Annotated in this window: 19 protein-coding genes; 8 read left to right on the forward strand and 11 right to left on the reverse strand. The window is 42.6% G+C overall.

The features are described from left to right. Positions 1–58 precede the first annotated feature (58 nt). Together FIS9605_RS0113890 and FIS9605_RS0113895 are read left to right on the forward strand one after the other, a co-directional pair. Positions 59–649 carry an L-threonylcarbamoyladenylate synthase gene (locus FIS9605_RS0113890; RefSeq protein WP_026733126.1) on the forward strand — a complete coding sequence of 197 codons (591 nt, stop codon included), beginning with the start codon at positions 59–61 and terminating at the stop codon, positions 647–649. A gap of 311 nt (positions 650–960) precedes the next feature. Next, positions 961–1,875 (forward strand): sensor histidine kinase, encoded by a 915-nt coding sequence (locus tag FIS9605_RS0113895; RefSeq protein WP_026733127.1) that lies wholly within the window; start codon positions 961–963, stop codon positions 1,873–1,875. 277 nt (positions 1,876–2,152) lie between these two features. Here the strand turns inward: FIS9605_RS0113895 and FIS9605_RS0113900 are convergent, their stop codons facing one another. The 5 genes from FIS9605_RS0113900 to FIS9605_RS0113920 all read right to left on the reverse strand — a co-directional run bounded on the left by FIS9605_RS0113900 (position 2,153) and on the right by FIS9605_RS0113920 (position 6,885). Next, positions 2,153–2,611 carry a GNAT family N-acetyltransferase gene (locus tag FIS9605_RS0113900; protein ID WP_026733128.1) on the reverse strand — a complete coding sequence of 153 codons (459 nt, stop codon included), beginning with the start codon at positions 2,609–2,611 and terminating at the stop codon, positions 2,153–2,155. A gap of 101 nt (positions 2,612–2,712) precedes the next feature. Beyond that, a complete protein-coding gene (locus FIS9605_RS0113905) occupies positions 2,713–3,114 on the reverse strand; it encodes a hypothetical protein (protein ID WP_026733129.1) in 402 nt (133 codons plus the stop codon). A gap of 193 nt (positions 3,115–3,307) precedes the next feature. Further along, entirely contained in the window at positions 3,308–4,288 is a 981-nt protein-coding gene (secF, locus tag FIS9605_RS0113910) for a protein translocase subunit SecF (RefSeq protein ID WP_026733130.1), read from the reverse strand. After that, positions 4,285–5,697: a protein translocase subunit SecD gene (gene secD / locus FIS9605_RS0113915; RefSeq protein ID WP_026733131.1), complete on the reverse strand. Its 1,413-nt coding sequence runs from the start codon at positions 5,695–5,697 to the stop codon at positions 4,285–4,287. The genes secF and secD overlap by 4 nt, the downstream gene beginning before the upstream one ends. 204 nt (positions 5,698–5,901) lie before the next feature. Continuing rightward, entirely contained in the window at positions 5,902–6,885 is a 984-nt protein-coding gene (locus FIS9605_RS0113920) for an alpha-ketoacid dehydrogenase subunit beta (protein WP_026733132.1), read from the reverse strand. A gap of 64 nt (positions 6,886–6,949) precedes the next feature. Between FIS9605_RS0113920 and FIS9605_RS44055 the strand changes: the two genes are divergently transcribed. Beyond that, complete coding sequence (locus FIS9605_RS44055) at positions 6,950–7,099, forward strand: hypothetical protein (protein WP_197036034.1); 150 nt, start codon at positions 6,950–6,952, stop codon at positions 7,097–7,099. 398 nt (positions 7,100–7,497) lie between these two features. Here the strand turns inward: FIS9605_RS44055 and FIS9605_RS0113925 are convergent, their stop codons facing one another. The 3 genes from FIS9605_RS0113925 to FIS9605_RS0113935 all read right to left on the reverse strand — a co-directional run bounded on the left by FIS9605_RS0113925 (position 7,498) and on the right by FIS9605_RS0113935 (position 10,426). Continuing rightward, positions 7,498–7,806 carry a helix-turn-helix domain-containing protein gene (locus FIS9605_RS0113925; protein ID WP_026733133.1) on the reverse strand — a complete coding sequence of 103 codons (309 nt, stop codon included), beginning with the start codon at positions 7,804–7,806 and terminating at the stop codon, positions 7,498–7,500. A 904-nt stretch (positions 7,807–8,710) separates the two neighbouring features. Then, entirely contained in the window at positions 8,711–9,691 is a 981-nt protein-coding gene (gene hemB, locus FIS9605_RS0113930; protein ID WP_026733134.1) for a porphobilinogen synthase, read from the reverse strand. 393 nt (positions 9,692–10,084) lie between these two features. After that, positions 10,085–10,426, reverse strand: a complete 342-nt coding sequence (locus FIS9605_RS0113935) for a DUF4870 domain-containing protein (RefSeq protein ID WP_026733135.1) — start codon at positions 10,424–10,426, stop codon at positions 10,085–10,087. 128 nt (positions 10,427–10,554) lie between these two features. Between FIS9605_RS0113935 and prfC the strand changes: the two genes are divergently transcribed. From prfC to FIS9605_RS0113955, 3 genes are all read left to right on the forward strand, one after another. Then, positions 10,555–12,183, forward strand: coding sequence for a peptide chain release factor 3 (gene prfC / locus FIS9605_RS0113940; protein ID WP_026733136.1), 1,629 nt, complete (start codon positions 10,555–10,557; stop codon positions 12,181–12,183). A 291-nt stretch (positions 12,184–12,474) separates the two neighbouring features. Next, complete coding sequence (locus tag FIS9605_RS0113945; protein ID WP_026733137.1) at positions 12,475–14,844, forward strand: M48 family metalloprotease; 2,370 nt, start codon at positions 12,475–12,477, stop codon at positions 14,842–14,844. A 650-nt stretch (positions 14,845–15,494) separates the two neighbouring features. Continuing rightward, positions 15,495–15,974 (forward strand): RNA recognition motif domain-containing protein, encoded by a 480-nt coding sequence (locus FIS9605_RS0113955; RefSeq protein WP_026733138.1) that lies wholly within the window; start codon positions 15,495–15,497, stop codon positions 15,972–15,974. Positions 15,975–16,059: 85 nt separating this feature from the next. On the opposite strand, the gene FIS9605_RS0113960 is transcribed toward FIS9605_RS0113955, so the two are convergent. Then, complete coding sequence (locus tag FIS9605_RS0113960; RefSeq protein ID WP_026733139.1) at positions 16,060–16,446, reverse strand: hypothetical protein; 387 nt, start codon at positions 16,444–16,446, stop codon at positions 16,060–16,062. A gap of 1,018 nt (positions 16,447–17,464) precedes the next feature. On the opposite strand from FIS9605_RS0113960, the gene FIS9605_RS0113965 reads away from it, so the two are divergent. Together FIS9605_RS0113965 and FIS9605_RS0113970 are read left to right on the forward strand one after the other, a co-directional pair. Continuing rightward, the gene (locus FIS9605_RS0113965; RefSeq protein ID WP_026733140.1) at positions 17,465–18,739 is read left to right on the forward strand and encodes a glycosyltransferase family 4 protein; all 1,275 of its coding nucleotides are present in this window, start codon (positions 17,465–17,467) and stop codon (positions 18,737–18,739) included. 309 nt (positions 18,740–19,048) lie between these two features. Then, positions 19,049–20,770, forward strand: coding sequence for an Rqc2 family fibronectin-binding protein (locus tag FIS9605_RS0113970; RefSeq protein ID WP_026733141.1), 1,722 nt, complete (start codon positions 19,049–19,051; stop codon positions 20,768–20,770). 433 nt (positions 20,771–21,203) lie between these two features. Here the strand turns inward: FIS9605_RS0113970 and FIS9605_RS0113975 are convergent, their stop codons facing one another. Both FIS9605_RS0113975 and FIS9605_RS0113980 read right to left on the reverse strand, forming a co-directional pair. After that, entirely contained in the window at positions 21,204–23,168 is a 1,965-nt protein-coding gene (locus tag FIS9605_RS0113975; protein ID WP_026733142.1) for a GAF domain-containing protein, read from the reverse strand. A 435-nt stretch (positions 23,169–23,603) separates the two neighbouring features. After that, positions 23,604–25,268, reverse strand: coding sequence for an iron uptake porin (locus FIS9605_RS0113980; protein ID WP_026733143.1), 1,665 nt, complete (start codon positions 25,266–25,268; stop codon positions 23,604–23,606). Positions 25,269–25,287: the final 19 nt, after the last annotated feature.

The raw sequence follows: 25,287 nt of genomic DNA on the forward strand, positions 1-25,287 counted from the left end.
CCCTACAACTTCACTCAATTGGGAACCGCGACAACCATTTATGATTCATAATTTGAGCATGACACAAGTTTCTTTAGATACGCTCGTAGCTGGCGCACGAGCAGGTAAATTAGTAAGCTTTCCTACAGATACCGTTCCCGCACTGGCAGCTTTACCAGAGCAGGGAGCGTTAATTTTTACAGCCAAGCAGCGCGGTCAAGATAAACCTTTGATATTAATGGCAGCAAGTGCAGATGAACTCTGGCCTTTTGTCAAGGGTAGCGAGGAAGAGTATAAGATTTGGCAGAGTATAGCAAAAAAATATTGGCCGGGAGCGCTGACTTTAGTTTTACCAGCTTCAGCACGGGTGCCAATAGCCATGAATCCTATAGACCCGACAACAATTGGCATCCGCGTACCTAACAGTGCGATCGCTCAAAAAATTCTGGCACAAACAGGGCCGCTTGCGACAACCAGCGCTAATTTATCAGGTCAGCCACCCTTGCAAACAATGGCAGAAATTGCAGTTCAGTTCCCTGAAGTTTTGACTCTGGCGACGATGGAATGCGAAAGTGAAACGTCAGGCAATGGAGTACCTTCCACAGTTGTTAAATGGACAGGGATGAATTGGCAGATTTTGCGGCAAGGAGCAGTGAAGCTGGAAATTTAAGTTGGGAATGCAACTTAGCTAGCTATAATGCTTTTTTATCAGTATTGATCTCAAATTTTGCCGCTTTATTTCTGCATTAGGAAGTAAAATTGTCCAACACAGCTGTCTGGATCAAACTCAGGTAGCAAAGTCAACACAAGGCGCAAAAGCGATCGGATGCGGCTGCGTTTTTGACTGGGTGCTGAGTAGAAAAATCTCTAGACTTTGTCTTTGCAAGCTGAGATGAGGTCAAAATCTGCTTTCTGAAGCAACTCCGGAAGTTGATTTTGCACCTGTGTGGTCAATTAGGAAGGTTAATATTTGCCAAATCTATGAATTGGAGTAATTGGGTATATCTAGGAGCAGGATTATTGTTGGGAGCGGGTCTTCGGGAATTATTGGTGCGGATTAATAGTCTATCTAATTCATCCCCATTACCACCAACAGAAAAACACGATGTGGCAGAACTCCGACAACAGATCGAGCAAACGCAACTGGCATATCAGATGGCACAAGAAATGAGCCAGTTTAAAGCGGGGTTTTTAGCACGGACTACTCATGTATTGCGATCGCCCATCAATGGTTTAATCGGCTTACATCAATTAATTTTGGCGGATTTATGTGAAAATCCAGAAGAAGAGCGAGAATTTATTCAGCAAGCTCACGAACGAGCGTTGAAACTGCTCAATCTGATTGATGAAATTCTCAACGTCGCCAGACTAGAACACGGTACTAACAAGTTAGATATTCAATCGCGATCGCTAGCCGAACTATTGCAGGAAGTTTATGACTTAACTTATATACTGGCAGAAAATCGGAATTTTCCCTTCAAGGTTTTACTGCCAGACCCAGAGTTACGCATACTAGTAGATCCCCGCTGGTTCAAACAGGTATTGATAAATCTAATTGAAACTACTATCGCCAAGATGGAAGAAGGTAGTATTTGTATTTCTGCCCAAGCTTCATCTACAAATAATTTAGTTTATATTTGGATAGATATACCTACCTATGCGTTTGTAAATACTGAGCCAATCAATTTAATTACATCTGAAGATGTAGTTGCTAAAACTGACGAAGAAAACATTAGTTTTCCAATAGGAATGAAGTTATTACTTAGTCAAACTATCTTAGAATTTATGGGGGGTAAATTAGAAATCGTTCCATTTGTTGGAGCGACAGAACAGGTTGAAGATATTACTAGGCTGCAAATATCTATTCCCCAATTTACTAGAACACCGATTCAGTAATCTTCAAATGAAAGGAAGGACAAAACAAGTCAAAAGTCAAAAGTCAAAATTAGAATCTTTTGACTTGATACTTTTGACTTCCCGAAGGGTGTCTTCTCCCTATCCCTTGTCTCATTCATAAAGACAATTTCTGAATACTGAATCGACTTTCTAGTTTGTAGGGTGCGTTACGGCGCATTCTTCAACTTACGAGTCAAAAATTAAATTTAATGAAGCACCTAACGCACCCTACAGTTATTTTATTTTTACTTTATAAATTACCTCTTACACCCTTTGTTTAGTTCTGAAGCTGAATTTCTGCAACTGAAAGGGAAGCAAGGTTGGATTGATTGTATAGTACCATCGTAGTCGTAGAATTCTTTTGAAAACCTATCTTTTCATAGAACTGCTGCTGGTGAGTAGTCATTAAGTAAACACGCTCTACTCGTTGTATATGAGGATGACTCAGAACAGTTTCTACTAACTTATTGCCCAGCCCATTACCACGATAGTCTGGATGAATTACAACATCCCAAATGGTGGCACGGTAAATCCCATCGGAAGTTGCCCTAGCAAAACCAATTAATTGCTGTCCATCCCAAATAGTAATCACAGGATCGCTGTTGGCAATAGCTATGCCCAAATCCTCTACACTGCGCCCTTTTGCCCAGAAAGCTGAAAGGTTGAACAGTTGTTGGAGTTGGTAAAGGTCAATTTCCGATTTGCGATCGCTAAATTGAATCTGAGAAGAATTCATAAATCGCCCCAATTCAGGCTGTATCTTTGCTCACCTTCGCTTTGCAAGATACAGCCTTTATTGTTCTATAGCAACTATTTTTTTAATAAAAAATTCAAGATTTACTGACAAATCCACTTCCACAGAGGATGGCTAGATCCCTGCTGACGTATCTTAAAAACCTGTTTTTCTAGGCGTTGTTTATGCTGCGGTGTTAGCCCAAATACAATATTCCGGCTTTGCCAAACTAATACAGCGACGGTCATACCAATGCAAAAAGCTAAACCAAGAGTAGCAAATGGATGGTAGAAAAGTCCGTATCTTACCGCTACCCAGGTAAAGTATTGCCGCCACAGAGCAATTTCTTCACGTAGATCCCATATTGATATAGGGGCAATTGTGAACCACAAACAGGCGACAAACAGCCATCTGCCATATACCGTAAGACGATGTAGCTTTTGCACTTGTTCAGCGAAAGATGCCTCTGAATGCTCACTATTGGGGAATTTTTCCGGTTGATCCATAGACGTATGAATTATGAATTATAAATTATGAATTATGAAAAGCAATGATATTTCAAGGATTCTGTCTTTTGTAGAAATGCTGTAAACAGCAAGTCTTTACAACGACAATATATGGTTCCGGCTTCTAATCCACATTAAGCGTGAATTATGAAGCAATAAGCATTTTCTTAATTCATAATTCAGCATTCATAATTCATAATTTTTCAGATCCATCTATAGACTCGGCAGTTCGAGGAACAACAGATTCGCCTTTGCGCCCTCGCCACCAAGCAAGGAGAGTACTGGCGATAAAAATACTGGAATATGCCCCCATTGTGAAGCCAATAATCAAGGCTAAGGAAAAGTTTTTCAGCGTTTCTCCACCAAACAGGTAGATGGCAAATAATGTCAGCAGTACAGTTAAAGTTGTGTTGATTGAACGTGCTAAGGTTTGATTGACCGCATCATCTACCACTTCATTGATAGATTGATTGGGATTGCGGCTGAGTGTTTCCCGAATGCGATCGTAAATAACTACGGTATCGTTCACCGAGAAACCGGTAATGGTAAGCAGAGCAACAATAAATAAACTGTCTACTTCTGTTCCTACTGTCAAACCAAGTATCGAGAACATGCCTACCGTAATCAACACATCGTGAAACAGAGCGATGATGGCAAATACGGCATAGTCTAATTGGAAGCGGACGCTCATGTAGGCAATGATGCCAACAAAGGAAACCACCAAAGCAATGACACCACTTCTAAACAACTCTCGCCCGATGGTAGGGCCAACAGTGTCGATTTGGGTTTTTTGCGGATCAAAGGAGCCAATTTTTTCGCTTAAGGCGTTTTGCAACTTAGTACGCTGTTCGACATCCAGTGTTTTGGTGCGAATTAATACACCATTATCTTTACCTGTTTCCTTGTCAGCGACAATTTGAATGCTGCTGTCACCCAAGCCCTGTTCTTTCGCTACTTCTCGAACAACGTTGATATCAATTTCTTTGTTGCAGTTATCTGGATTAGTACAATCCCGTTCAAACTGCAAGCGCGTACCACCAACGAAATCCAAACTCGGGCGTAGGGGTGCACCAATTTGTTGCCAGGAAATCACCATTGAGATGATACCAGCGAGAATGACGGCGAGAGAAATAGCCCACCACAGCGATCGCGATTTATTGATACTTAGTTTCATCGAGCCACCTCTGCCTTATTTGAGGCTGGCAAATTAGGACAATATAGTTCTGGTTTCCGCAATGAGGGAATGGAAATTGCCAAAAACATCAACGTTCGACTACAGGTAATTGCTGAAAACATACTCACCGCTACCCCTAAAGCCAGGGTCAGCGCAAAGCCTTTTACCAAACCAGATCCCAGCCAGAACAGCGCAGCACAAGCAATCCAGGTCGTAACGTTACTATCCAAAATACTGGAAAAGGCGCGGTAAAAGCCAGATTCCACAGAACGATACAAGGTTTTACCTGCTCGCAACTCTTCCCGCGTGCGTTCAAATATAAGCACATTAGCATCAACTGCCATACCAATACTGAGGATAAAACCTGCAATTCCTGGTAGTGTCAGGGTGACGCCTAACAAAGCAAAACTAGCCCAAGTCAGCAGGGTATAAATCACTAGTGATATATCCGCAATCAGTCCCGGGAGTCTATAGTACACCACCATAAATATCAGTACTAAAACCAGACCACCAAGACCTGCCCAGATGCTGCGTTGCACACTATCTTGACCCAGGGTTGCTCCAACTGTCCGAATTTCACCTATTTCTACCGGTACAGGTAATGCGCCGCCGCGTAGCTGCACACCTAATTCATTGGCTTCTTGGGGTGTAAAGTTACCAGTAATCACCGCAGCACCACCCGCAATACCAGTACTGGCGAACTCTGGGCCAACTACGGGAGAACTAATCAGTTCGTTATCGAGAAAAATACCGATGCTGCGGCCAGTACCGGCAAGGTTTTTGGTGATTTGGGCAAAAAGATCGCCGCCTTGTTGGTCAAAGCGAATCGCAACTTCCCAATTATTGCCTGAGGTTGGTTGTCCTTGGGCGTCTTTGAGAAATTTACCTGTGAGTGGTGGGTTAGTGCTTTCAAATAATTCAGCGATCGCTTTGCTATTATTTTGCAGCGCTTCTTGATTTTTTTGAATAGCTGCGGTGTCCTGAGAGTTTTTCAATTCCTGTTGCTTTTGTTTGAGTTCGAGTTGCGATGCTCGTAAAGCAAACAGTTGAGCTTCGGTATTTGGTTTTTGCTGGCGAAACTCTAACTGCGCTGTACCTCCCAGAACTCGTTCTGCTTGCTGTGGATCGTTGACTCCGGGTAGTTGCACCAAGATCTTGTCTTCTCCTACGGTTTGGATCACAGGTTCAGAGACGCCAAGACCGTTGACGCGACCTTCAACTACACTTTTAACAGCTTCCAATTCTCGCTCCGTGATACGTGGAATTTCTGGAGTTGTCTTCACTTGAATTGTTAGCTGTGAGCCTCCCCGCAAGTCTAGTCCTCGGGGTACAGGAATTGTGGCAATTACCACAATCGCGGCAATTACCAAAAATAAAATTAAAGCTAATAGCGATCGCTGTCTTTGCATACCATCACTCGCTGCGACAAACGATATGATAGCGCTCTTTGATGAGTTATGAGTGAAGAGTTAAGTTATTTTAGGGACTGGGGATTGGGGATAAGGGCATAAAAATTATGAATTATGAATTATGAATTATGAAATTTTCAGCCCAATCGCATTCATCATTCATAATTCTCACCAGTACCCAATACCCCATCCCCGATCCCCGATCTAAACTCGCAAAGCTACCATTTTTTCTACAGCTTCGACAATTTGCTCTGGTTGAACAATTGTCAATCTCTCCATATTGCCGTTATAAGGCGTGGGAATATCTTGGGAAGAAAGCCGCAGTAGTGGCGCATCCAACTCATCAAAAAAGCGATCGTTAATTGATGCAATTATTTCGGCTGCAACGCCCCCTGTTTTCATGCACTCTTCGACTATAATTACTCGATGGGTTTTCCGCACGGATGCCCCAATTGTATCCATATCTAAAGGTTTGAGAGATATTAAATCGATAACTTCCGGGTCAAAACCTTGTTTTTCCAATGTTTTTACAGCTTGCAGTACATGATGCCGCATCCGCGAGTAGGTGAGAATTGTGACATCTTTACCAAAACGGACGACTTCTGCTTTATCTAATGGCAGTAAGTATTCTTTCTCTGGTAGGTTTTCTTTCAAGTTATAGAGCAGGACGTGTTCAAAGAACAACACTGGGTTATTATCGCGGATAGCAGATTTGAGAAGTCCTTTGGCGTTGTAAGGTGTAGAGCAGGCAACAATCTTTAATCCCGGAACGGCTTGAAAATAAGCTTCCAATCGCTGAGAATGTTCTGCCCCTAGCTGACGTCCTACACCACCAGGGCCGCGAATAACCATCGGAATTTTAAAGTTACCACCAGAGGTATAGCGTAGCATCCCGGCATTGTTAGCTATTTGGTTAAAGGCAAGGAGCAAAAAGCCCATATTCATGCCTTCAATGATCGGTCGCAACCCGGTCATTGCTGCTCCCACTGCTAAGCCAGTGAAGCTATTTTCAGCGATGGGAGTGTCTAAAACTCTCAGTTCGCCGTATTTTTGATACAAGTCTTTGGTAACTTTGTAAGAACCACCGTAGTGTCCTACGTCTTCACCAAGCACAAATACAGTTGAGTCACGCGCCATTTCTTCATCAATGGCTTCCCGTAGGGCGTTGAAGAGTAGTGTTTCTGCCATTCGACCTCGTATGCGATTATTGTTCTAGAATCTTATCGTGCTTCTGCTATCAATACGGTGAGCGATGCTCCAAAAAAGAGCAGAAGGGGGAGTTTGCACGCTTCGTAAGCAGGCAAGAGGCAGAACAGAAAACGCAGAAGCCTATATTGCTCGTAACAACCAGTTTTTGTCTGTCTTATATAACTATCGAGTCAGTTCTGCCTTAGTGTACTAAGCTGTTGCGCTTACACATAGCACTTTTTTCGTTAAGACCGTCATTTATCCTACCCTACGGGAAGCCGCCCGGAGGGCGTCTATGTCATTTGTCCTTGGTTATTAATGACTAATGACTAATGACTAATGATGACCCTTACGAGCAATCGTGCAATTTTCAGGCATTACAGCTTAGTTTGCTAGCTATCAATCGCTATTTTAACTGTAGTTCAAAAGGGACTGGCTATTGGCGAATGGGGACTGGGAAAGATTCTTATTCAGTCCCCAGTACCTAATCATCAGTACCCTATTTAGAAAAGCTGTCTTGCCCCTCTGCCTGTATGCCAGCCCATAATTATTTTGTTGAAAAAAGTGTGCAAATTAAATACATGAGATCGCGGTATTTATTATTTTAGCTGGCTACAGCCGTATCTCGGCAGCAGACGTGTCAGGCATAGGAGTGACTTGATTGACCGGATTATTTGGAAACCTTCTTGGTCTTCCTGGTTTACGTTTATGCCGCTGATTGATAGATTTTTCGCTTGCTGCTGCCAATTCTTCTGGTGTGCATTTAAATAGTCGCAACGCTTCTAAGTATTTTTTGGGCGTCATTGTAGGTTCAGTACGTCCTGCTTCCCAGTTGCGAACACTGGTTTCACTGATTGCAAGCCTGAAGGCAACCTCTGCACGGCTAAGTCCCGCACGTTCTCTCAGGACTTGCATATCCATATCTGAATGCTCCCTTTGATAACTATATGAATGCATTTAATAAATCAGTTGACGTAAAAATGCCAACTGAAAACAAATTATTAACTATATTATTTTATAAGCGATCGCTGTACCTTATGACAAACAAAAGATTCCTATATTTCTGTACAATCTCTTATAAAATTCTCTATGCAAAACCTTAAATGTCTCTACCTATTTTTATACAGGACTAACTTTCACGTTTACTAACGTACCCAATACAAGATCAATCTGTATACTATCAACAAAGAAAACCCTGTTAATTAGGTGGAGTTTTGCTTTAGGCGATAGATAAGACAGGAGACAGCCGATAATCTTTTCAGAACCTTTTTGTATGCACCTCAGCTACCAACAAATTACACTAGCGATCGCTGTTATAAGTAGGTCAACATAATTCAACGTAAAATATCTTGTATTTGATACGGGCGGGCAGGATGCCCACCCCACAAGAGCTTTAATAATATTGTGGGGTGGGCTTCTAGCCCGCACTGTTTTTAGTTTATTTATGCCTTTCTACTTATCTCGGATAAGGAGTTTCGGAGCATTATATTTGATATTGTATTTATTTTGAAGATACGCTAGGGTATCCAAAATATTACTGTTAAATTAAGTAATTTTTTAAACTAAAAACTTACTGACAATTGTCCTGTAGCTAGAGATATAAAAAGTAAAATTTTTGAATTTTGAATTTCTTTCCACAACAATCTCACGCCTAGATACCAAGACGAGCAATGGATGTGTAACAGATAAATTTTTTCGTCGGACTCGCGGTTCAACTATCTGCTATATCTGCTACAGCATCTGTCGCCAACTTTGCACCTCTGCGTGAGATTTACAAGCAAATTATGCAGATGAAATTTTGTCATCTTTGAGGTCTAGCCACTGCTTACCCCAGCCAACGCGCTGCATCTTTAGCATGGTAGGTCAAAATCAAGTCCGCCCCGGCACGTTTGAAACCGATTAAAGTTTCCATTACCACACGCTGTTCATCAATCCAACCATTGAGGGCGGCAGCTTTCACCATAGAATATTCACCGGAAACGTTGTAAGCAGCAACGGGTAGATTGCTAGCTTCCTTGACGCGCCAGATGATATCCATGTAAGCCAAGGCTGGCTTCACCATCAACATATCAGCACCTTCAGCGATATCTAACTCAATTTCTTTGAGGGCTTCGCGGGCATTACCGGGGTCCATTTGATAGGTACGGCGATCGCCAAACTGCGGTGCTGAGTCAGCTGCATCCCGGAACGGGCCGTAGTAAGCCGAAGCATACTTAGCTGCATATGATAAAATCGGCGTATCTTGGAATCCCGCTTCATCCAAACCAGCACGAATAGCTTGCACAAATCCATCCATCATCCCAGAAGGTGCGATGATATCCGCACCTGCTTTTGCTTGGGAAACAGCGGTTTTCTTGAGTAATTCTAGGGTGGGATCGTTGAGTACTCTTCCTGTCAAGTCACCGACTTGCAAATAGCCGCAGTGGCCGTGACTGGTGTACTCGCACAAACAAGTATCAGCAATGACAATCAAATCGGGCACTGCTTCTTTGACAGCAGTTGCTGCTTTCTGCACAATACCGCAATCATGCCAAGCGCCAGTGGCATCTACATCTTTATCGGCGGGAATACCAAACAAAATAATAGCAGGAATGCCCAGGTCATAAACTTCTTTAGCTTCTTCCACAATTTTGTCTATTGAAAGCTGGAAGACACCTGGCATTGATTTGACTTCATTGGCAATTCCCTCACCTGGTACAGCAAACAGAGGGTAAATTAAGTCATTTGTGGTGAGAACGGTTTCGCGTACCATCCGACGCAGTTGGGAATGGGTACGCAGGCGACGGGGTCGATGAATTGGAAACATAAAGTTTTATAAACTAAAAAAATTCACATGGACAAAAAACAAAGCGTCACACACTCAGGGCAAAACCTTGCTCCCGTAGGACACACTGCAAAAAGCGCTTAACTGTCCTCTGCCCTACTGCTGATGCTGTGGGGCAATTTTGTATTTTACAGCTTGCTTGCCATTTCTCTGCGAGAAGGCAGGTAAACTATATTAAAATTCTCATCAAAATAGTAGATGAACTGGATTATCAATCACTGATGGAATAAGTGTGAGGTTCAATAGTAATTGGCAATTAAAACACAGCCTCTTACCAATTACCATTTTGCAATTACCAGCTATTTCAAAGTCACTTCTTTATCTAAATATATTCATCAGTGACCTTAGTGCTAACGGAGAAAAATCACTTTTATGCTACACAAGTCGGAAAATGAAGGGATAGCGGAATGGTTTTTCAGTGTCGCTAAGAACGTGGTAAAGCGCCCAAATAGTTAATCCCCAGTGGATGACAAACCAGATACCGGCCAAAGGTATCAATAAACCGAAAGTGATCCAGATTAGCACACCAATAATAGCTCCATAGAACCAGACATTAAAGTGGAAATTAATCGCTTCTTTGGCATTCTCTCTAACAACAGGATCTTCTGTTAAAAAAACAATGAAAATTGGTAGACCAATTGATACTAATGTAGTACTAAAAAAAATTGCTCCGTGACACAGGGCTGATAAAAGCTTGCGCTTGTCCGTGTCGTACATTACTTTCCCCCTTTTATTCAGGTTTCAGTTACATTAAGACCCTATCATGAGCATCGTTGCCTTAAGATTAAAAGACTCGCTAAAGTTGGAAAAAGTTAAGTTAAGTTAAGTTACAAGTAGATACAGTTATGTCAACTGACCTAGAGTTAGAGCTTCACAAAGCAGTTGAAAGTCGGCGCAATTTTGCGATTATTTCTCACCCTGATGCTGGTAAAACTACGCTGACAGAAAAGCTACTGCTATACGGAGGTGCAATTCACGAAGCTGGTGCAGTCAAAGCACGGCGGGCGCAACGCAAAGCTACGTCCGATTGGATGGCAATGGAACAACAACGGGGTATTTCTATTACTTCTACAGTCTTGCAATTTGTATACCAGGACTGTCAGATAAATTTATTAGATACTCCCGGCCACCAAGATTTTAGTGAAGATACTTATCGCACTTTGGCAGCAGCAGATAATGCGGTGATGCTAATTGATGCTGCCAAAGGTTTGGAACCCCAGACGCGCAAGTTGTTTGAAGTGTGTAAGATGCGGGGTATTCCTATCTTCACATTTGTAAACAAGCTAGACCGTCCAGGACGAGAACCGCTGGAACTGCTGGATGAAATTGAACAAGAATTAGGATTGCAAACCTATGCGGTTAACTGGCCCATTGGTATGGGCGATCGCTTTAAAGGTATCTTTGATCGCCGACAACAACAAATCCACCTATTTGAAAGAACTGCCCACGGTAGTAAAGAAGCAATAGACACGGTAGTTGATTTGGGCAATGCCAAAATTGAACAACTCCTAGAACAAGACCTTTACTATCAACTAAAAAACGATTTAGAACTTTTAGAAGGTGTGGGGCCGGATCTAGATTTAGAGTTGGTACACCAAGGCAAAATGACACCTGTTTTCTTTGGTAGTGCCATGACCAACTTCGGGGTAGAATTATTCCTTAAGTCTTTTCTAGATTACGCCCTCAAACCAGGCTCTCATAACAGCACTATCGGTGAAGTTTTCCCTGCCTACCCAGAATTTTCTGGGTTTGTGTTCAAACTTCAGGCCAATATGGACCCAAAACATCGCGATCGCGTGGCGTTTGTACGCGTCTGTACGGGCAAGTTTGAAAAAGATATGACGGTAAATCACGCTCGCACAGGCAAAATTGTCCGTCTGTCTCGTCCGCAAAAACTCTTTGCCCAAGAACGGGAATCAATCGATGTCGCCTACCCAGGTGATGTAATCGGTTTAAACAATCCTGGAGTTTTTGCAATTGGGGATACAATTTACACTGGACAAAAGTTAGAGTATGAGGGTATTCCTTATTTCTCTCCAGAGTTGTTTGCGATTCTCCGCAACCCGAACCCCTCCAAATTCAAGCAATTTCAAAAAGGTGTTTCTGAGTTGCGCGAAGAAGGGGCCGTACAAATTATGTACTCAGTGGATGAAGCCAAGCGCGATCCAATTCTGGCTGCGGTGGGTCAGTTGCAATTCGAGGTGGTGCAATTCCGCTTGCAAAATGAATATGGAGTGGAAACCATGCTAGAGTTATTGCCCTACAGCGTCGCCCGTTGGGTTGAGGGTGGTTGGGAAGCGTTGAACAAGGTAGGGCGCTTATTCAATACAACCACAGTCAAAGATAGCATGGGTCGCCCAGTCTTGCTGTTCCGCAATGAGTGGAACTGTCAACAATTACAGGGAGACCATCCAGAGTTGAAACTAAGTGCGATCGCCCCGGTATTTTCCGGTCAACAACCCGTGGAGGGCTAAGGTTGAATGGTTAGTAGTGGTGGTTAGTAGGTAGTAGATAGTGGTGAGCCAGCGCGCTCCAAAGGGGGTCTCCCCCCATGTAGACGCCCGCAGGGCGGCTTCTCGTAGAGTACCCGGAGGGTTAGTAGTTATTAGTTAACAAACAGCAACTAAGTAGTTAAACGGAAAGAAAAGCAGCTATGTAAATAAGTGTTAAAAAGTTGTTTTCTGCCTACTAACTACTATCTACTAACTACTAACTACTAACTACTAACTAACCCCAACAATATAGTTATTGGAGTGCAACCGGCTATGCCTTCGCATCCCGAACCATCTTTGAAGGCTGGTTTAACCGCCCTCAAGCAAGGGAACTACCAAACGGCGAAAACGATACTAGAAGCTGTCACTGCTACTACAAGCGATCGCACGGCTACCTTACAAGCCGAAATTGGTTTGGTTGTAGCCTATGCCCGTAGCGGTGAAGTACCAAAGGCGATCGCCCTGTGTGAAACACTGACTCAAAGTGACAATCCGCAAGTGAAGGAGTGGGCAGAACGCTCTTTACAGAAATTAACAAAACGTTATAAAAACCATACTCCATTAAAAACTGAATCAAAAACCGATGTAACAGGATTTGTCCCTTTTGAGAATTCATCACCTACTCCGTCCACAGTCACTTCTGAGTCAGAGTTTCAGGAGTCGGAGAATAGAGAGGGAAAAGAGGACACAGGGGATGAACTTACCACCTCGCAGCGTGTATCAGCACCAAGTTCTACTCTGCGGGTGGCTACAACTCGAGGAGGCCCGCATGCTTGGTTGCCCTCTGCTTATTCCATGCCCCGCGTCTCTGTGCCCACAACTCCATCTCTATCACTCTCTGCATCTTCCATTTCTCCTACTGTTACGCCTAGTGATTCTTCTGCAACTGTTAATCGCGATCGAACCAAACCACTCACTATTTATTGGCGGCAAGCAGGACGTGCTAGGGTATGGCAACCGCTACCAAAGCGGGGCTTAAAGCTATTGCGGCTACTGCAATTAGGAACATTTGTAGCGCTGTTTTGGGTAATCCGGGCGCTGCTAATGTTAACAATGAGATTTATTAACGATATTTTAGTCAAGCTGCCCTTCCTTGAGCCAATACAGCTTTTATATACCAATCCCACTATCTTTCTACTGATCTCGCTCTTTCTATTGTTCTGCCTGTCTCCTTGGTTATTGGATCGGTTGCTGGCAGAATTTTATGGTCAGCAACCACTAGCAAAGGATCTTTTAAATCGGTCTAGCAAAGAGGCTGTGCGAGTCTTGCAACGCTATTGCCAACAGCGGGGCTGGCAGACACCAAAATTGTTTATCATACCACTTGCAGCACCAATTGCCTTTACTTATGGTAATTTACCTCGTACTGCCAGGATTGTGGTGAGTCGGGGACTTTTAGAACAACTTGCAGATGACGAAATCGCCACAATTTACGCTAGTCAGTTGGGACATATTGCCCACCGGGATTATGGAGTGATGTCACTGGTGCTACTGGTGACGATTCCCGTTTACCAACTATATCGGCAATTTGCTGAATGGGGAGACAGAAGTTTGCCATCAATTTGGCGTCATGTTTTAGGCGTGCTGGCGAGTCTGATTTATTGTGTGTGGTGTTTACTAGTGGGGACAGCTTTGTGGTTGTCTCAGCTACGGCTTTATTATAGCGATCGCGTTGGTGCAGAAGTCACTGGTAATCCGAATGGGCTTACCCGGGCATTGCTCAAAATTGCGATTGGCATTGCCGGTGATGTGCAAAAGCAGGAACACACTAGCTGGCAGCTAGAAAGCTTAAATATAGTTATGCCAGTAGGCTACGAACAGAGTCTGTGTTTAGGCAGTATTGCTTCTCATACCACCTTTGAATCTTTCTTAATGTGGGATAATCTCAACCCCTATCGTTGGTGGTTTGTGATTAATAATACTCATCCTTTAATAGGCGATCGCCTCCAACGTCTTTGTCAGATTGCCCGTAATTGGCACGTAGTCCCGGAATTATATCTCGAAAGCCAACGCCCCTTAAGAGTAAAACGTCAGTCTTTTTTACTACAAATCGCTCCTTTTTTGGGAATTATTTTAGGTATTGTGTTTGGGGGTCTGATCTGGCTAATTTGGCAAATTATTTTCGCATTCAAGATTTTGAACCTGACGTGGATCTACGACGATTGGAATTTTCTCAAAGGTTCCATTTTGATTGGCTTTAGCATCGGCATTTTGCTGCGGATAAATTCCTTCTTTCCCAACATTAAACCTACTAACGTACAAACTGATGACCGTTTGCCCAACCTATTAACTAACCCTGCTGCCCTTCCCATCGATAGCACTGGCGTGCGTCTTGTTGGCAAGCTATTAGGTCGTCAGGGTACTAGCAACTATTTAGGACAAGATTTAATCCTGCAATCTAGCACTGGTTTGGTGAAATTACATCATGTACCTTGGCTAAGACAGCCGACCAATCTTCAAGAGTTGATTGGTCGGCAGATCGTTGTCACTGGCTGGCTACGGCGGGGGGCTACACCTTGGATTGACATCCAAAGCTTGCAAACTCAAGGCGGAAGAACCCTTAATAGTCCTCATCCCATTTTGTCTATAGTTTTGGCTGTAGCAGCAGAGGTTTGGGGAGCATATATTCTCCTTAGAGGGTAAGAGTTAGTAGTTAGTAGTTAGTAGTTGTTTACCACTAACCACTAACCACTAACTACTAACCACCTACGGTTTGTAAACAAAAGTTGCAAAATCTTTCTGAATGTGTTACATTTATTCACATAAACAATAGCAAGCAATATAACTTAGTAACCTAGCTTAGTTATCATTCTCGGCTGCTTGCGCCAATAAATCCCCTTTTCTCCTCCCAACACAGCAGCAAATCAACCAGCCACTGGCTGGTTTTTGTTTCCAAAATGCCACATTGCCACACTTCAGAAAAAAAGTATTTTATGCTACGATGCATTCATGCAACCGTCGGAAATGTGTGTCCTGAACTAGCTACGTAGAAAATACCGTGATAATGTAAGAAATGGTATTTAATTCGTCGAAGGGCTTGAAGAAATTTCCTGTCGTAAGCAGTAGGTTTAAAATTAATAAATTCTTAGAATAAAGGTATTATTGGCGCAGTGTATGCTTTTGTATTAAACAAGCTTGATCCTGGTAAAAAACTGTATTGTACAGATTAAAATTTTGGATTAAAAAAATTGGTTTGTGGCAATGTTGGTCAATAGCATCTATCAAAACAAAAGCCAAAGCCAAGTTACTGTTTTTTGCCTGGTAGTTTTCAATCAACTCTGGAGGTGTAGTCCATGTCCGTTCGTCTATATATAGGTAATCTGCCTAAAGAAGAAATAGATCGTCAAGAACTGCAAGCAGTTTTTGCAGAAGAAGGCGATGCTGTCACCACTAAACTGATCAAAGACCGAAAAACAGGCAAATGCCGTGGCTTCGGTTTTCTCACAGTCAATAATGATGAACAAGCAGACCATATTATTGAAAAATACAATGGTCAATTGTTCAAAGATTCTCCCATCAAATTAGAAAAAGCATTACCTCGCACGAAGGGAGAAGATAGCGAAGAACAACCAGCAGCTAAAGCTGTTAGTCATGCTGGTGGTAATGCTGGTGGTAGTGCCCCGAGAGAAAACAAGAAACCTAAAAAATCTCGTCGTGGTGGTCCCAGAGAAAGCACCCCAGCTGCGGACACAGATGCTATTCGTCCAGATCCTCGCTGGGCGTCTGAGTTGGAAAAACTCAAGCAGATGTTAGCCGCACAAACTACTAGTTAAGACAGCAGTAGAAGTGATTAAAAATTAAAAATTCAAAACAAGCTTGAATTTTTAATTTTTAATTATCTACCTGCGAGCTAGTTAACTATAAGGGTATTTGAAGCCATTGTTGTAAGTGCGATCGCAACTGTTGGGTAAACAGCGATCGCTGGTCAAATTTTTCTGTGCGGATTGGCTTGCGTTGCCGATCTAGCATCCAACCATAGTCGCTGCTAAGGCGTAGTTTATCTTGCCAGTCTGAAATAGAGACAATCAGCCCAGGCGCGGGGCTGGAGTCTATACCTTCTACTTTGAATACATAATTAAAGGTATTCTGTTTGCCAGGAGCTACTGTAGAAGGCTGACCGCATTCTGCCAACAGTCGCGATCGCACTTGTTCAATTAAACCTGGTTGATCTAATTCTTCCAGCGTCCGAACCGCTAGGGTGAGAGCAAAGTAAAACTCTTCAACGGGAATGAATTTTAGTTGCATAAGTGTATTTTACTGGAAGCAGAGTCTTTAATTTCTGCAATCGCTTTTTATTTCGCTACAATGCTTGTTGTCTTTGAATTCTTTCCCAGCATATCAGCAAGTGCGATCGGCTCACCGGAACTAGTCCTATCTTCTGAGCACTTCTTCACCTTCATTCCATAGATGTAGTGTTCTACGTGCAGTGTTTCTATCTTGAAAATGGGGAAAAGGCAAAGGGGTAAAGGGGAAAGGAAAGATAGATTTTTATGCTTCGTTGTGAATAAAAGCTCATAGCGTCTGTTGCATGGTAGCTTGGTGAACCTAGAATTAGCAAATAGGCAAAAAGCAGTGCGATCGCCTAAATAGAGACAATAGGTGGATAAGTTTAGCAGTAAAAAAGGATATGACACTCTAAATTTTTAGGTTTAGACAAATACAAAATAAATTTTCATAAGTTTTAATTATAAATGTCAGGGTTTGATCATATAAAGTTTCGTGAATACAAGTATTAAATTTTACAATCTTAAATTAGATAAAACAGTATATAACTCAAAAGATATAAGTGTAAATAAATGCTTTTATTTTCTAATGTACTTAGTTTAAAGTAAGTAATCAAATATATGTATTAATTTTACTTTTGAACAACATCTAATAATGGTTGATTTAAGAAGAAGTTGCTAAAAAAATCGTAGTGTAACCATTTAGTATAAAGTATATTAAATCACAATCAAATGATTTTTTTGATCCGATAGGTGCATAGAATATATCAATTATTGGCATAGATTAAACTCAATTTAGGTGATTCTAAATACAAAAAATAGGTTTGTTTCTCAAAGCGATTAGATAAAATATTCGCAATTATCTATAAAAAGAATGAATAAAAATACGGAATTGAGTAGAGTACATTTAGTCGCAGATGTATAAAAATATTTGTCAGATTAAATTAAAATAAAGATTACTTAAACTTTCCACATGATTGAGGTGACAAGCTAGACAAAAATCTGCTTGACACCTTGTTCAATCAAGAAACCAACAAACTATGAACTCTAGAACTGAACAACCCATCGCCTTGATTTCAGTCCACGGCGATCCAGCAATCGAAATCGGTAAAGAAGAAGCTGGAGGACAAAATGTTTATGTTCGTCAGGTAGGTGAAGCATTAGCCCAGCGGGGATGGCAAGTTGATATGTTTACCCGCAAGGTGAGTGCAGAGCAAGACACAATAGTTCAACACAGCCCTAATTGTCGAACGATACGTCTACAAGCGGGTTCTCTTGATTTTGTTCCTAGAGACAATTTGTTTGGGTATTTGCCAGAATTTGTGGAGAATTTTCTGGCATTCCAAACAGAAAACAGTATTACATATCCGTTAGTTCATACAAACTACTGGCTTTCTAGCTGGGTAGGGATGCAGTTAAAGAAAATTCAAGGTAGTAAGCAGGTTCATACATACCACTCATTAGGAGCAGTTAAGTACAACACTATCAACAGTATTCCTCTAATTGCCAGTACACGGTTAGCAGTAGAAAAAGAGGTATTGGAAACAGCCGAACGGATAGTGGCGACGAGTCCACAGGAAAAAGAACATATGCGATCGCTCGTTTCCACAAAAGGTAATGTTGATATCATTCCCTGCGGTACTGATATTAAGCAGTTTGGTTGTATTGACCGACAAGCGGCAAGAGTTCAGTTGGGACTTGATACCGAAGACAAAGTCGTGTTTTATGTGGGACGTTTTGATCCGCGTAAAGGCATAGAAACCCTAGTGCGTGCTGTGGGACAGTCGCAGTTTCGTGGTAATAAAAACCTGAAATTAATCATTGGTGGTGGTAGCCGTCCTGGTCATAGCGACGGTATAGAACGCGAACGAATTGAGAAGATTGTTGCCGAATTAGGAATTAGTGATTTTACCACCTTTACTGGTCGTCTCAGTCAAGAAATCCTACCAAGTTACTACGCTGCGGCTGATGTTTGCGTTGTCCCCAGTCACTATGAACCCTTTGGATTGGTGGCAATAGAAGCTATGGCCAGCTATACACCAGTAGTGGCAAGTGATGTAGGCGGACTTCAGTTTACTGTGGTACCCGAAGAAACTGGTTTACTAGCACCACCACAAGATGTGGATGCCTTCGCTATTGCAATTGATCGAATTATCAGCAGTCAGCAGTGGCGAGATCAGTTAGGTCAAGGTGCAAGAACGCGAGTTGAAACCAAGTTTAGTTGGGATGGCGTCGCCAGCCAGTTGAGTGAACTATACACGCAGCTTTTGCACCCAAAGGTTGAAGAGAAAGAACCAGCGTTAATGAGTTCATAAGCTTTCTCTGTGACAGGTGACAGGTGATTGGTGATTGGGGATTGGTGATTGGGCAATATAAGATTTATTAATTCCTAATCCCCAGTCCCCAGTCCCTATTACCCATTACCCATTACCATTTAATTATTGATTTGATGCAGAGAGCTATTTCAAACTAGCTTCTGCGTTTTTTATTTTGGTAGATAACTCAAATCAAGTAGTGTTATTGCGAATCAGGATTGCTGTACAGCACTATATTTATATTTGTTTATATTTGAGACGATAGAAGTATACTGACCATCAGGATTCTCACTTCAACGACAAATTGTTGTGCAAACATTTGACTTTACCACTCTCACAGCTATTTGTAGCGACATCCGTGCTAACTGGCTACCGTCGCGCTTGGAACAGGTTTACCAACGCGATCGCCATACTATTTCGATAGCGCTACGTACTCTCAAAGGGCGAGGTTGGCTAGAAATTTCTTGGCATCCCCAAGCAGCGCGCCTGCACATCGGCAATCCACCACCGCGATCGCCAGATACTTTTACCTTCAGCCAACAACTAGTTCACCAGCTGGGTGGTTTGGCATTGGTAGCAGTTGAGGCGATCGCACCTTGGGAACGTGCCGTCGATTTGCAATTTGCTCGTCGTCCAGGAGAACCAGCGCTGTATCACCTGTACGTAGAAATCATGGGCAAATACAGCAACGTCATTCTCACCGATGCCAGCAATATTATTATCACCGTCGCCCACCAAGTTAACCAACAAAAATCCAGCGTCCGTCCCATCCTTACCGGACAGCCTTATGAAACTCCACCCAGTCTCACTAATGCCATACCTAGTTTGGACGAATCCCAGCAACGCTGGCAAGAACGAGTCAGTTTAATACCAGGAGCAATCAAGCGACAGTTGCTGAAAAATTATCGTGGCGTCTCTCCAGCGCTATTACAGTCAATGCTTTTGGCCGCAAACATCGATCCAGAAGCTAACACCGATACTCTACAACCTGACGACTGGCAAAAATTGTTTGCGCGTTGGCAAGAATGGTTAAAAGCCTTGGCAGACGAGAAGTTTCAACCAGCCTGGACAGCAGAAGGGTACACTGTACTTGGTTGGGGTGGAATTGAATTAGCAACAGATGTTCAAGAATTAATTAACCGCTACTACACCGATCGGCTAAATCAACAAACCTTCTCGCAACTGCGCCATCAATTGAGTCAGAAACTCAGTAATATTTTAGAAAAATTGCGGCTGAAGGCACAAACTTTTGAGCAACGCTTACAGCAGTCCGATCGAGCAGATGAGTATCGGACTAAGGCTGATTTATTGATGACCTACCTGCAAGACTGGAAACCAGGAATGGAGGAAATTAGCCTCCCTGACTTTGAAACTGGTAAACCAGTAAAAATTGCGCTCGAACCAGATAAAAATGCTGTGCAAAATGCTCAAAATCTATACAAACAGCACCAAAAACTCAAACGCGCTCGTTCTGCGGTTGAACCGCTACTAGCAGAAGTTAACGCCGAAATAGAGTATTTAGAACAAGTCGAAGCTGCGATCGCTCAGATAGAAAACTACCAAACACCAGAAGATTTACAAGCTTTAGAAGAAATCCGTGAGGAGTTAGTTCAACAAAAGTACTTAGAAGATCCAGAGTATCGCAGCCGCAATACTAACGAAAACACTAACAATTTTTATCGTTACCTCACCCCCAGCGGTTTTGAAGTATTAATCGGTCGCAACAATCGCCAAAATGACCAATTAACTTTTCGTATCGCTGGGGATTATGACCTGTGGTTCCACACTCAAGAAATTCCAGGTAGTCATGTGCTACTGCGGCTAAAACCTGGTGCTGTTCCAGAGGAAGCGGATTTGCAATTTACTGCAAATCTTGCCGCCTACTACAGTCGCGCTCGTCAAAGTGACCAGATACCAGTAGTTTACACTCAGCCAAAGCACGTTTACAAACCCAAGGGAGCCAAGCCAGGAATTGCGATTTACAAACAGGAACGCATCATTTGGGGACAACCGCAGTTAGTTAAGAGTTAGTCATTAGTCATTAGTCAACAGTTAGTGGTTAGTGGTTAGTGGTTAGTGGTTAGTGGTTAGTGGTTATTCTCCCCATCTCCCCATCTCCTACTCTCCCACTCCCCCTACTGCTGTTTGGTGAATTATTCTTAAAGATAGAGGCTAATTTTCTTTAACTATTTCTTTTTTTGATAAAAATAAACTAAAAATCTGTGTTGACTGTTACAATAATGTTAAGAAAAATTGCCCGTTGCGTTTTGGGAACGTGATATTTGGGTTTTACTCTATCGAGAAGACAACGTAAAGAATAACTTTATTAATAGACAATAGACCAGCTGTGGTAGGCTGGTCTTTTTTTATCTAACAGTTATACCTTTTGGTATTAGAGATTTCCGAAATGCTTTAATTTGGGCAAATTAGATGCATTTGCTCTCGACCCTACCCCTAATTTTGGTCAAAAATCTTCAAACTCGGTATTTTGCGTAGGGAAGTGAATGGATTGCCGCATCTTGGTAAAAACTCTTAACAATGCCTGCTTTTGTTGTGTTGCATTTTGTAATGCATTTGCCTGCTGACGCGATCGTGCAATTAATTCAGCTTGCTGGATTGCCACTCCAAGTTGGGCAGCCATCTGACTGAGGAATTTTATTTCCGATGAATGCCAGTGGCGAGGCTGGGAGTGTTGATAAGCTGCAAGTAAACCCCAGAGTTTTTCTCCAACAACAATAGGAGCGATCGCAAAGGCTTTGATGTGATATTGATCGAGAATTTCGATGTCAGAGGGAATAAATCCTATTTTGTAGATGTCATCCACCGCAAATGCTTCGTTGTTGCGGTCAGGTTCCTCTTGTGTTTTTTGTAAGTAGGTATCGTTCCAAAGTGTGTTGATGCCGAGTAGGGACAAATTTGACCACTCTGGGCTAGCTACCTCAAAATCACTGCTAAATTCATCACTCCCATCTGTAAAGAAACGACGAACAGAAACACGCTCAGCTTGCAGTAATTGACACACCTGTTTGATAGCTGTTTGAAAGATCGTATCTAGATCAACACAGGCTTGAATATTGGCAACAACATCAAGTAACGCCTGTTGTAGTTTCGTTGACTGTTGCAGCTTGGTTTTGCCTTCTTGGACTTGACTTTTCAAGTTGGTATTGAGCGTATGTAACTTTTGGTGTAGCGCATGTTCGTGAACAGCAAAGGCAAATTGTTTACCTATCTCATCCGCCAATTCAATTTCTTCGACCGTCCACTCACGAGGTTGAGTCTTTTTGGATTCTCGCCAAGCATTAAACGATTGACGAGGGTATAGTTGACGCCTGTCGGGGTCAGATTCTCCTGCCCACAGGGTTTCTTTTTCCACGTCGTCCCGGAAAATACTTAAGTATCCTAGCAATTCCTGACGATAAAGGAGTGGAATCATCAAGATGCTACGAATTTTGGTTGATTGTAAGGCAACTTGCAAAAAACGCAATTCATGAATTTGATAGATGTCTGAAATTGCCCAAACATCATAATTATGAGACTTATAGTGTTCCTGCCAAATGCTATATTGCTCTATCAATGGATATTTTGCCAATTCTGGCATTACGGGTTGTTTGCCGTAGGCATAAACTTTGAGGTGATTGCTGGAGGCTTCCAAACAGTCTGCAAAGCTTTTGACGTAGCCGTCTTGGAGAGCCAATGCTTCATTTCTGATGCAAAGTCTGCCAGCAGAACCACCGAAGGCAATGACGGCTTGTGCTAAAGCTGGCTGGAACTCAATGGAGGATAGTGAGTGCAGCAGGGTGACAATGTTCTTGATCGTAGCTTCCCGTGTGGCTCTTTCAGGAGCTTGGTTGAGGAAGGTGCTTTGGGCGATCGCTATTGACAGCTGATCGACAACCATCTGCATCGTTTCCACTTCCGATTCTGGAATTGAACGTGGCTGTGAGTGGTGACACGCCAACAGTCCCCAGAGTTGCTCATCATGCAGAATGGGTAACACCAGAGAGGATTTCACTCCCATCGCAGTTAAATATTCCAGATGGCAGGGATCTACAGAGCGGTAGCGGATCTCTTTAGAGATCGTCTCCTCTGTTTCTGAATTATACAGAGCACTTTGACCAATCTCTTTGGTATCAACATTTACAATCGAACGCACTCGTACTTTAACGTACAATTCACGAATTTTCGGTGGAATTTCATCCCCAGGAAAAATTAGCCCCAACACTGAGGGTAGATGATTATTATCTACAGATTCAGCAATGACTTGACCACTCCCATCTGGATTAAATTTGCAAATTTTCACTCTATCAACTTCCAGAAACGAACGTAACTCTGCCGCTGTTGCGGTCAAGATGACTTGCAGTTCTAGCTTTTGACGGATATGGTTTGTAATGCGTCGTATTAAGTCTTTTTCCTGGATACTAAATTGCATCTCTTAATTTATGGTTGAGAATTATTGCTTTTGGTAAATCTGACAAACTTTCCAGAGATTGCAAGGCATTTCCGCTTCTTCACAACATTTTTTAACAACCTAATTAAAGGGGACTGGGGATAGGGAATAAGTAATTTCCCGATCCGCGATCCCCAATACCCGGTACCCAATCCCCCACCATTAAGAAGGACGGGGAATCTAACATCGCAACCGGTTAAATATTAAGCTCAACAGTAATGCTGGGTTTTAGAATGTAATATAGAACTAGTATTTGATTTTTGAAAAGATACGTAGGGTGTGTTACGCTACACGATAACACACCCTACGTGTACTTAGATTTTTTCAATAATCAAACCGGATTCCTATAGTTGCAAAAAATAGTTCTCAGGCTATTGCCTGAGAACTATAGTCTGGAGGTTTTGTAACCGTAAAATCTTAGAAACTAAAGGTAGTTCTCAATGCACCAATGATCGCATCATTGTTGTTGTTGTTATGATCGGGTGCGGTTAGCCAGATGACTCCGGGAGTGATAGTGATGTTATCGCTCACCTGATACTGATAGAAAGCCTCAATGTGATATGAAGTGTCTTCGTCTTCGTTGATTTGATCAATACTGGAACTTGTCACCTTCGGTTCCATCCCGACAATGATGCCCGCTAAGCTGCCTTTACTACCAAGGTCGGGAAATCCAAGAGTAACTGCCCAGTTCCAAATGTCAAGCTTGCCACGGTCAATAGTCCCTCCTTGAGTGGATAAGTTCTTGGCATTGGTATAGCCAACCCAACCACCCAAAACTAAATTATCACTGAATTGAAAGGATGCTTGTAGACCGTAGGAATTGTTGGAAAATGGTACACTCACCGGTTCTGGTTCTCCAGTCACATCCGCAGGAGGAGTAAGTTCAGACTGAAGGAAGGATATAGGATTGGCACGTCTACTACCAGTACCCAGTTCCTGATTGTAAGCATTGATATAAGTCAAGCCAACGGTAAAGCGATCGCTTGGTTGAAAAGTCAACTGTGCTAGAGCGCCGTAACCCCCGTTGAACAATCCATTATCATCAGATGGGTCGTTGGGTGAACTCGCTAAATATGCCAAACTGAGTGCTAATGAATCACTGAAGTTTTGGGTGACACCCAACCCTGCACCATCCATTTGGTAATAGATAGGGTTACGTGTACCAAAGGTAGACAAAGCACCAAACGCGCCATCTCCGTCAAAAAGATTTACTGTACTGGTAACGTCGTCTGCTGCGCCTGCATTGGCAATAGCAATCACTTCTGTACTTTCGGTTGGCGAGAATCTGTACCACAGTGCATCAATGAAAACATCAGTGGTGCCATCATCACCAGCAAAGAACAAGCTACCCTCTGGTGTGCCAATCTCAGGATTTTGAATATTATTTGCCTGAAGCCTGGTAAACAGAGTATCTTTCCCTGTAAAGCTGGTGTTCAATTCTATGCGCGATCGCGCTCCAAAAGTTGTATTGTTGTCTCGAACATCTACATCATTGACATCATCTCCTCCCAAAACATCGCTGATTACAGCGACTACTTGTCCAGTCAGTTTGGTAGTTGTAGAAAACTGATTCGCTTCCAATTCAGCATTTTTTGCCTCCAGCGTATCCACACGACCTCGCAGAGTCGCTAGTTCTGCCGAAAATTCTTCTTGCAGTTTTTGTAATGTCGCTAAATCTTCTTTTGTTACTAACTCCCCTGTGGCTGTAGCAACTAATTCGTTAACGCGGTCTAAGCAAGCATTCAAACCAGCAGCAAACTCATATCGCGTCAGCGGTCGATTACCGCGATAAGTGCTATTTGGATAGCCTGCAATACAACCGTAGCGTTCTACCAGTGATTGTAAAGCTTGAAATGCCCAGTCTGTTGGTTGTACATCCGACAGCTGAGAAACCGAGGTCACTTGTGCTATTTGTTGTTCTTGAGTATTATTTCCAACTTTTTTTTCTGGAGTGACTACCAAATTCGGTTCACTAACTTCCGATGTTGGAGATGTTTCTCCAGCAATTGCGGTATTACCAACTAGTAATATTGTGCCGAGAACTGCTGGGCTAACCAACAGAGATTTCCAAGATTTTTGCATTTTTTCCTCACACTACTTT

Source organism: Fischerella sp. PCC 9605 (assembly GCF_000517105.1).
Classification (GTDB): domain Bacteria; phylum Cyanobacteriota; class Cyanobacteriia; order Cyanobacteriales; family Nostocaceae; genus PCC9605.

What these genes read in the sequence shown, in the direction of transcription:
- prfC (WP_026733136.1), top strand. Translation starts at nt 10,555, where the DNA reads ATGTCAACTGACCTAGAGTTAGAGCTTCACAAAGCAGTTGAAAGTCGG.
- FIS9605_RS0113965 (WP_026733140.1), top strand. Translation starts at nt 17,465, where the DNA reads ATGAACTCTAGAACTGAACAACCCATCGCCTTGATTTCAGTCCACGGC.
- secD (WP_026733131.1), bottom strand. Translation starts at nt 5,697, where the DNA reads ATGCAAAGACAGCGATCGCTATTAGCTTTAATTTTATTTTTGGTAATT.
- FIS9605_RS0113890 (WP_026733126.1), top strand. Translation starts at nt 59, where the DNA reads ATGACACAAGTTTCTTTAGATACGCTCGTAGCTGGCGCACGAGCAGGT.
- FIS9605_RS0113920 (WP_026733132.1), bottom strand. Translation starts at nt 6,885, where the DNA reads ATGGCAGAAACACTACTCTTCAACGCCCTACGGGAAGCCATTGATGAA.
- FIS9605_RS0113980 (WP_026733143.1), bottom strand. Translation starts at nt 25,268, where the DNA reads ATGCAAAAATCTTGGAAATCTCTGTTGGTTAGCCCAGCAGTTCTCGGC.
- FIS9605_RS0113900 (WP_026733128.1), bottom strand. Translation starts at nt 2,611, where the DNA reads ATGAATTCTTCTCAGATTCAATTTAGCGATCGCAAATCGGAAATTGAC.
- FIS9605_RS0113895 (WP_026733127.1), top strand. Translation starts at nt 961, where the DNA reads ATGAATTGGAGTAATTGGGTATATCTAGGAGCAGGATTATTGTTGGGA.
- FIS9605_RS0113975 (WP_026733142.1), bottom strand. Translation starts at nt 23,168, where the DNA reads ATGCAATTTAGTATCCAGGAAAAAGACTTAATACGACGCATTACAAAC.
- FIS9605_RS0113960 (WP_026733139.1), bottom strand. Translation starts at nt 16,446, where the DNA reads ATGCAACTAAAATTCATTCCCGTTGAAGAGTTTTACTTTGCTCTCACC.
- FIS9605_RS44055 (WP_197036034.1), top strand. Translation starts at nt 6,950, where the DNA reads ATGCTCCAAAAAAGAGCAGAAGGGGGAGTTTGCACGCTTCGTAAGCAG.
- FIS9605_RS0113955 (WP_026733138.1), top strand. Translation starts at nt 15,495, where the DNA reads ATGTCCGTTCGTCTATATATAGGTAATCTGCCTAAAGAAGAAATAGAT.
- FIS9605_RS0113905 (WP_026733129.1), bottom strand. Translation starts at nt 3,114, where the DNA reads ATGGATCAACCGGAAAAATTCCCCAATAGTGAGCATTCAGAGGCATCT.
- secF (WP_026733130.1), bottom strand. Translation starts at nt 4,288, where the DNA reads ATGAAACTAAGTATCAATAAATCGCGATCGCTGTGGTGGGCTATTTCT.
- FIS9605_RS0113945 (WP_026733137.1), top strand. Translation starts at nt 12,475, where the DNA reads ATGCCTTCGCATCCCGAACCATCTTTGAAGGCTGGTTTAACCGCCCTC.
- FIS9605_RS0113925 (WP_026733133.1), bottom strand. Translation starts at nt 7,806, where the DNA reads ATGGATATGCAAGTCCTGAGAGAACGTGCGGGACTTAGCCGTGCAGAG.
- FIS9605_RS0113935 (WP_026733135.1), bottom strand. Translation starts at nt 10,426, where the DNA reads ATGTACGACACGGACAAGCGCAAGCTTTTATCAGCCCTGTGTCACGGA.
- hemB (WP_026733134.1), bottom strand. Translation starts at nt 9,691, where the DNA reads ATGTTTCCAATTCATCGACCCCGTCGCCTGCGTACCCATTCCCAACTG.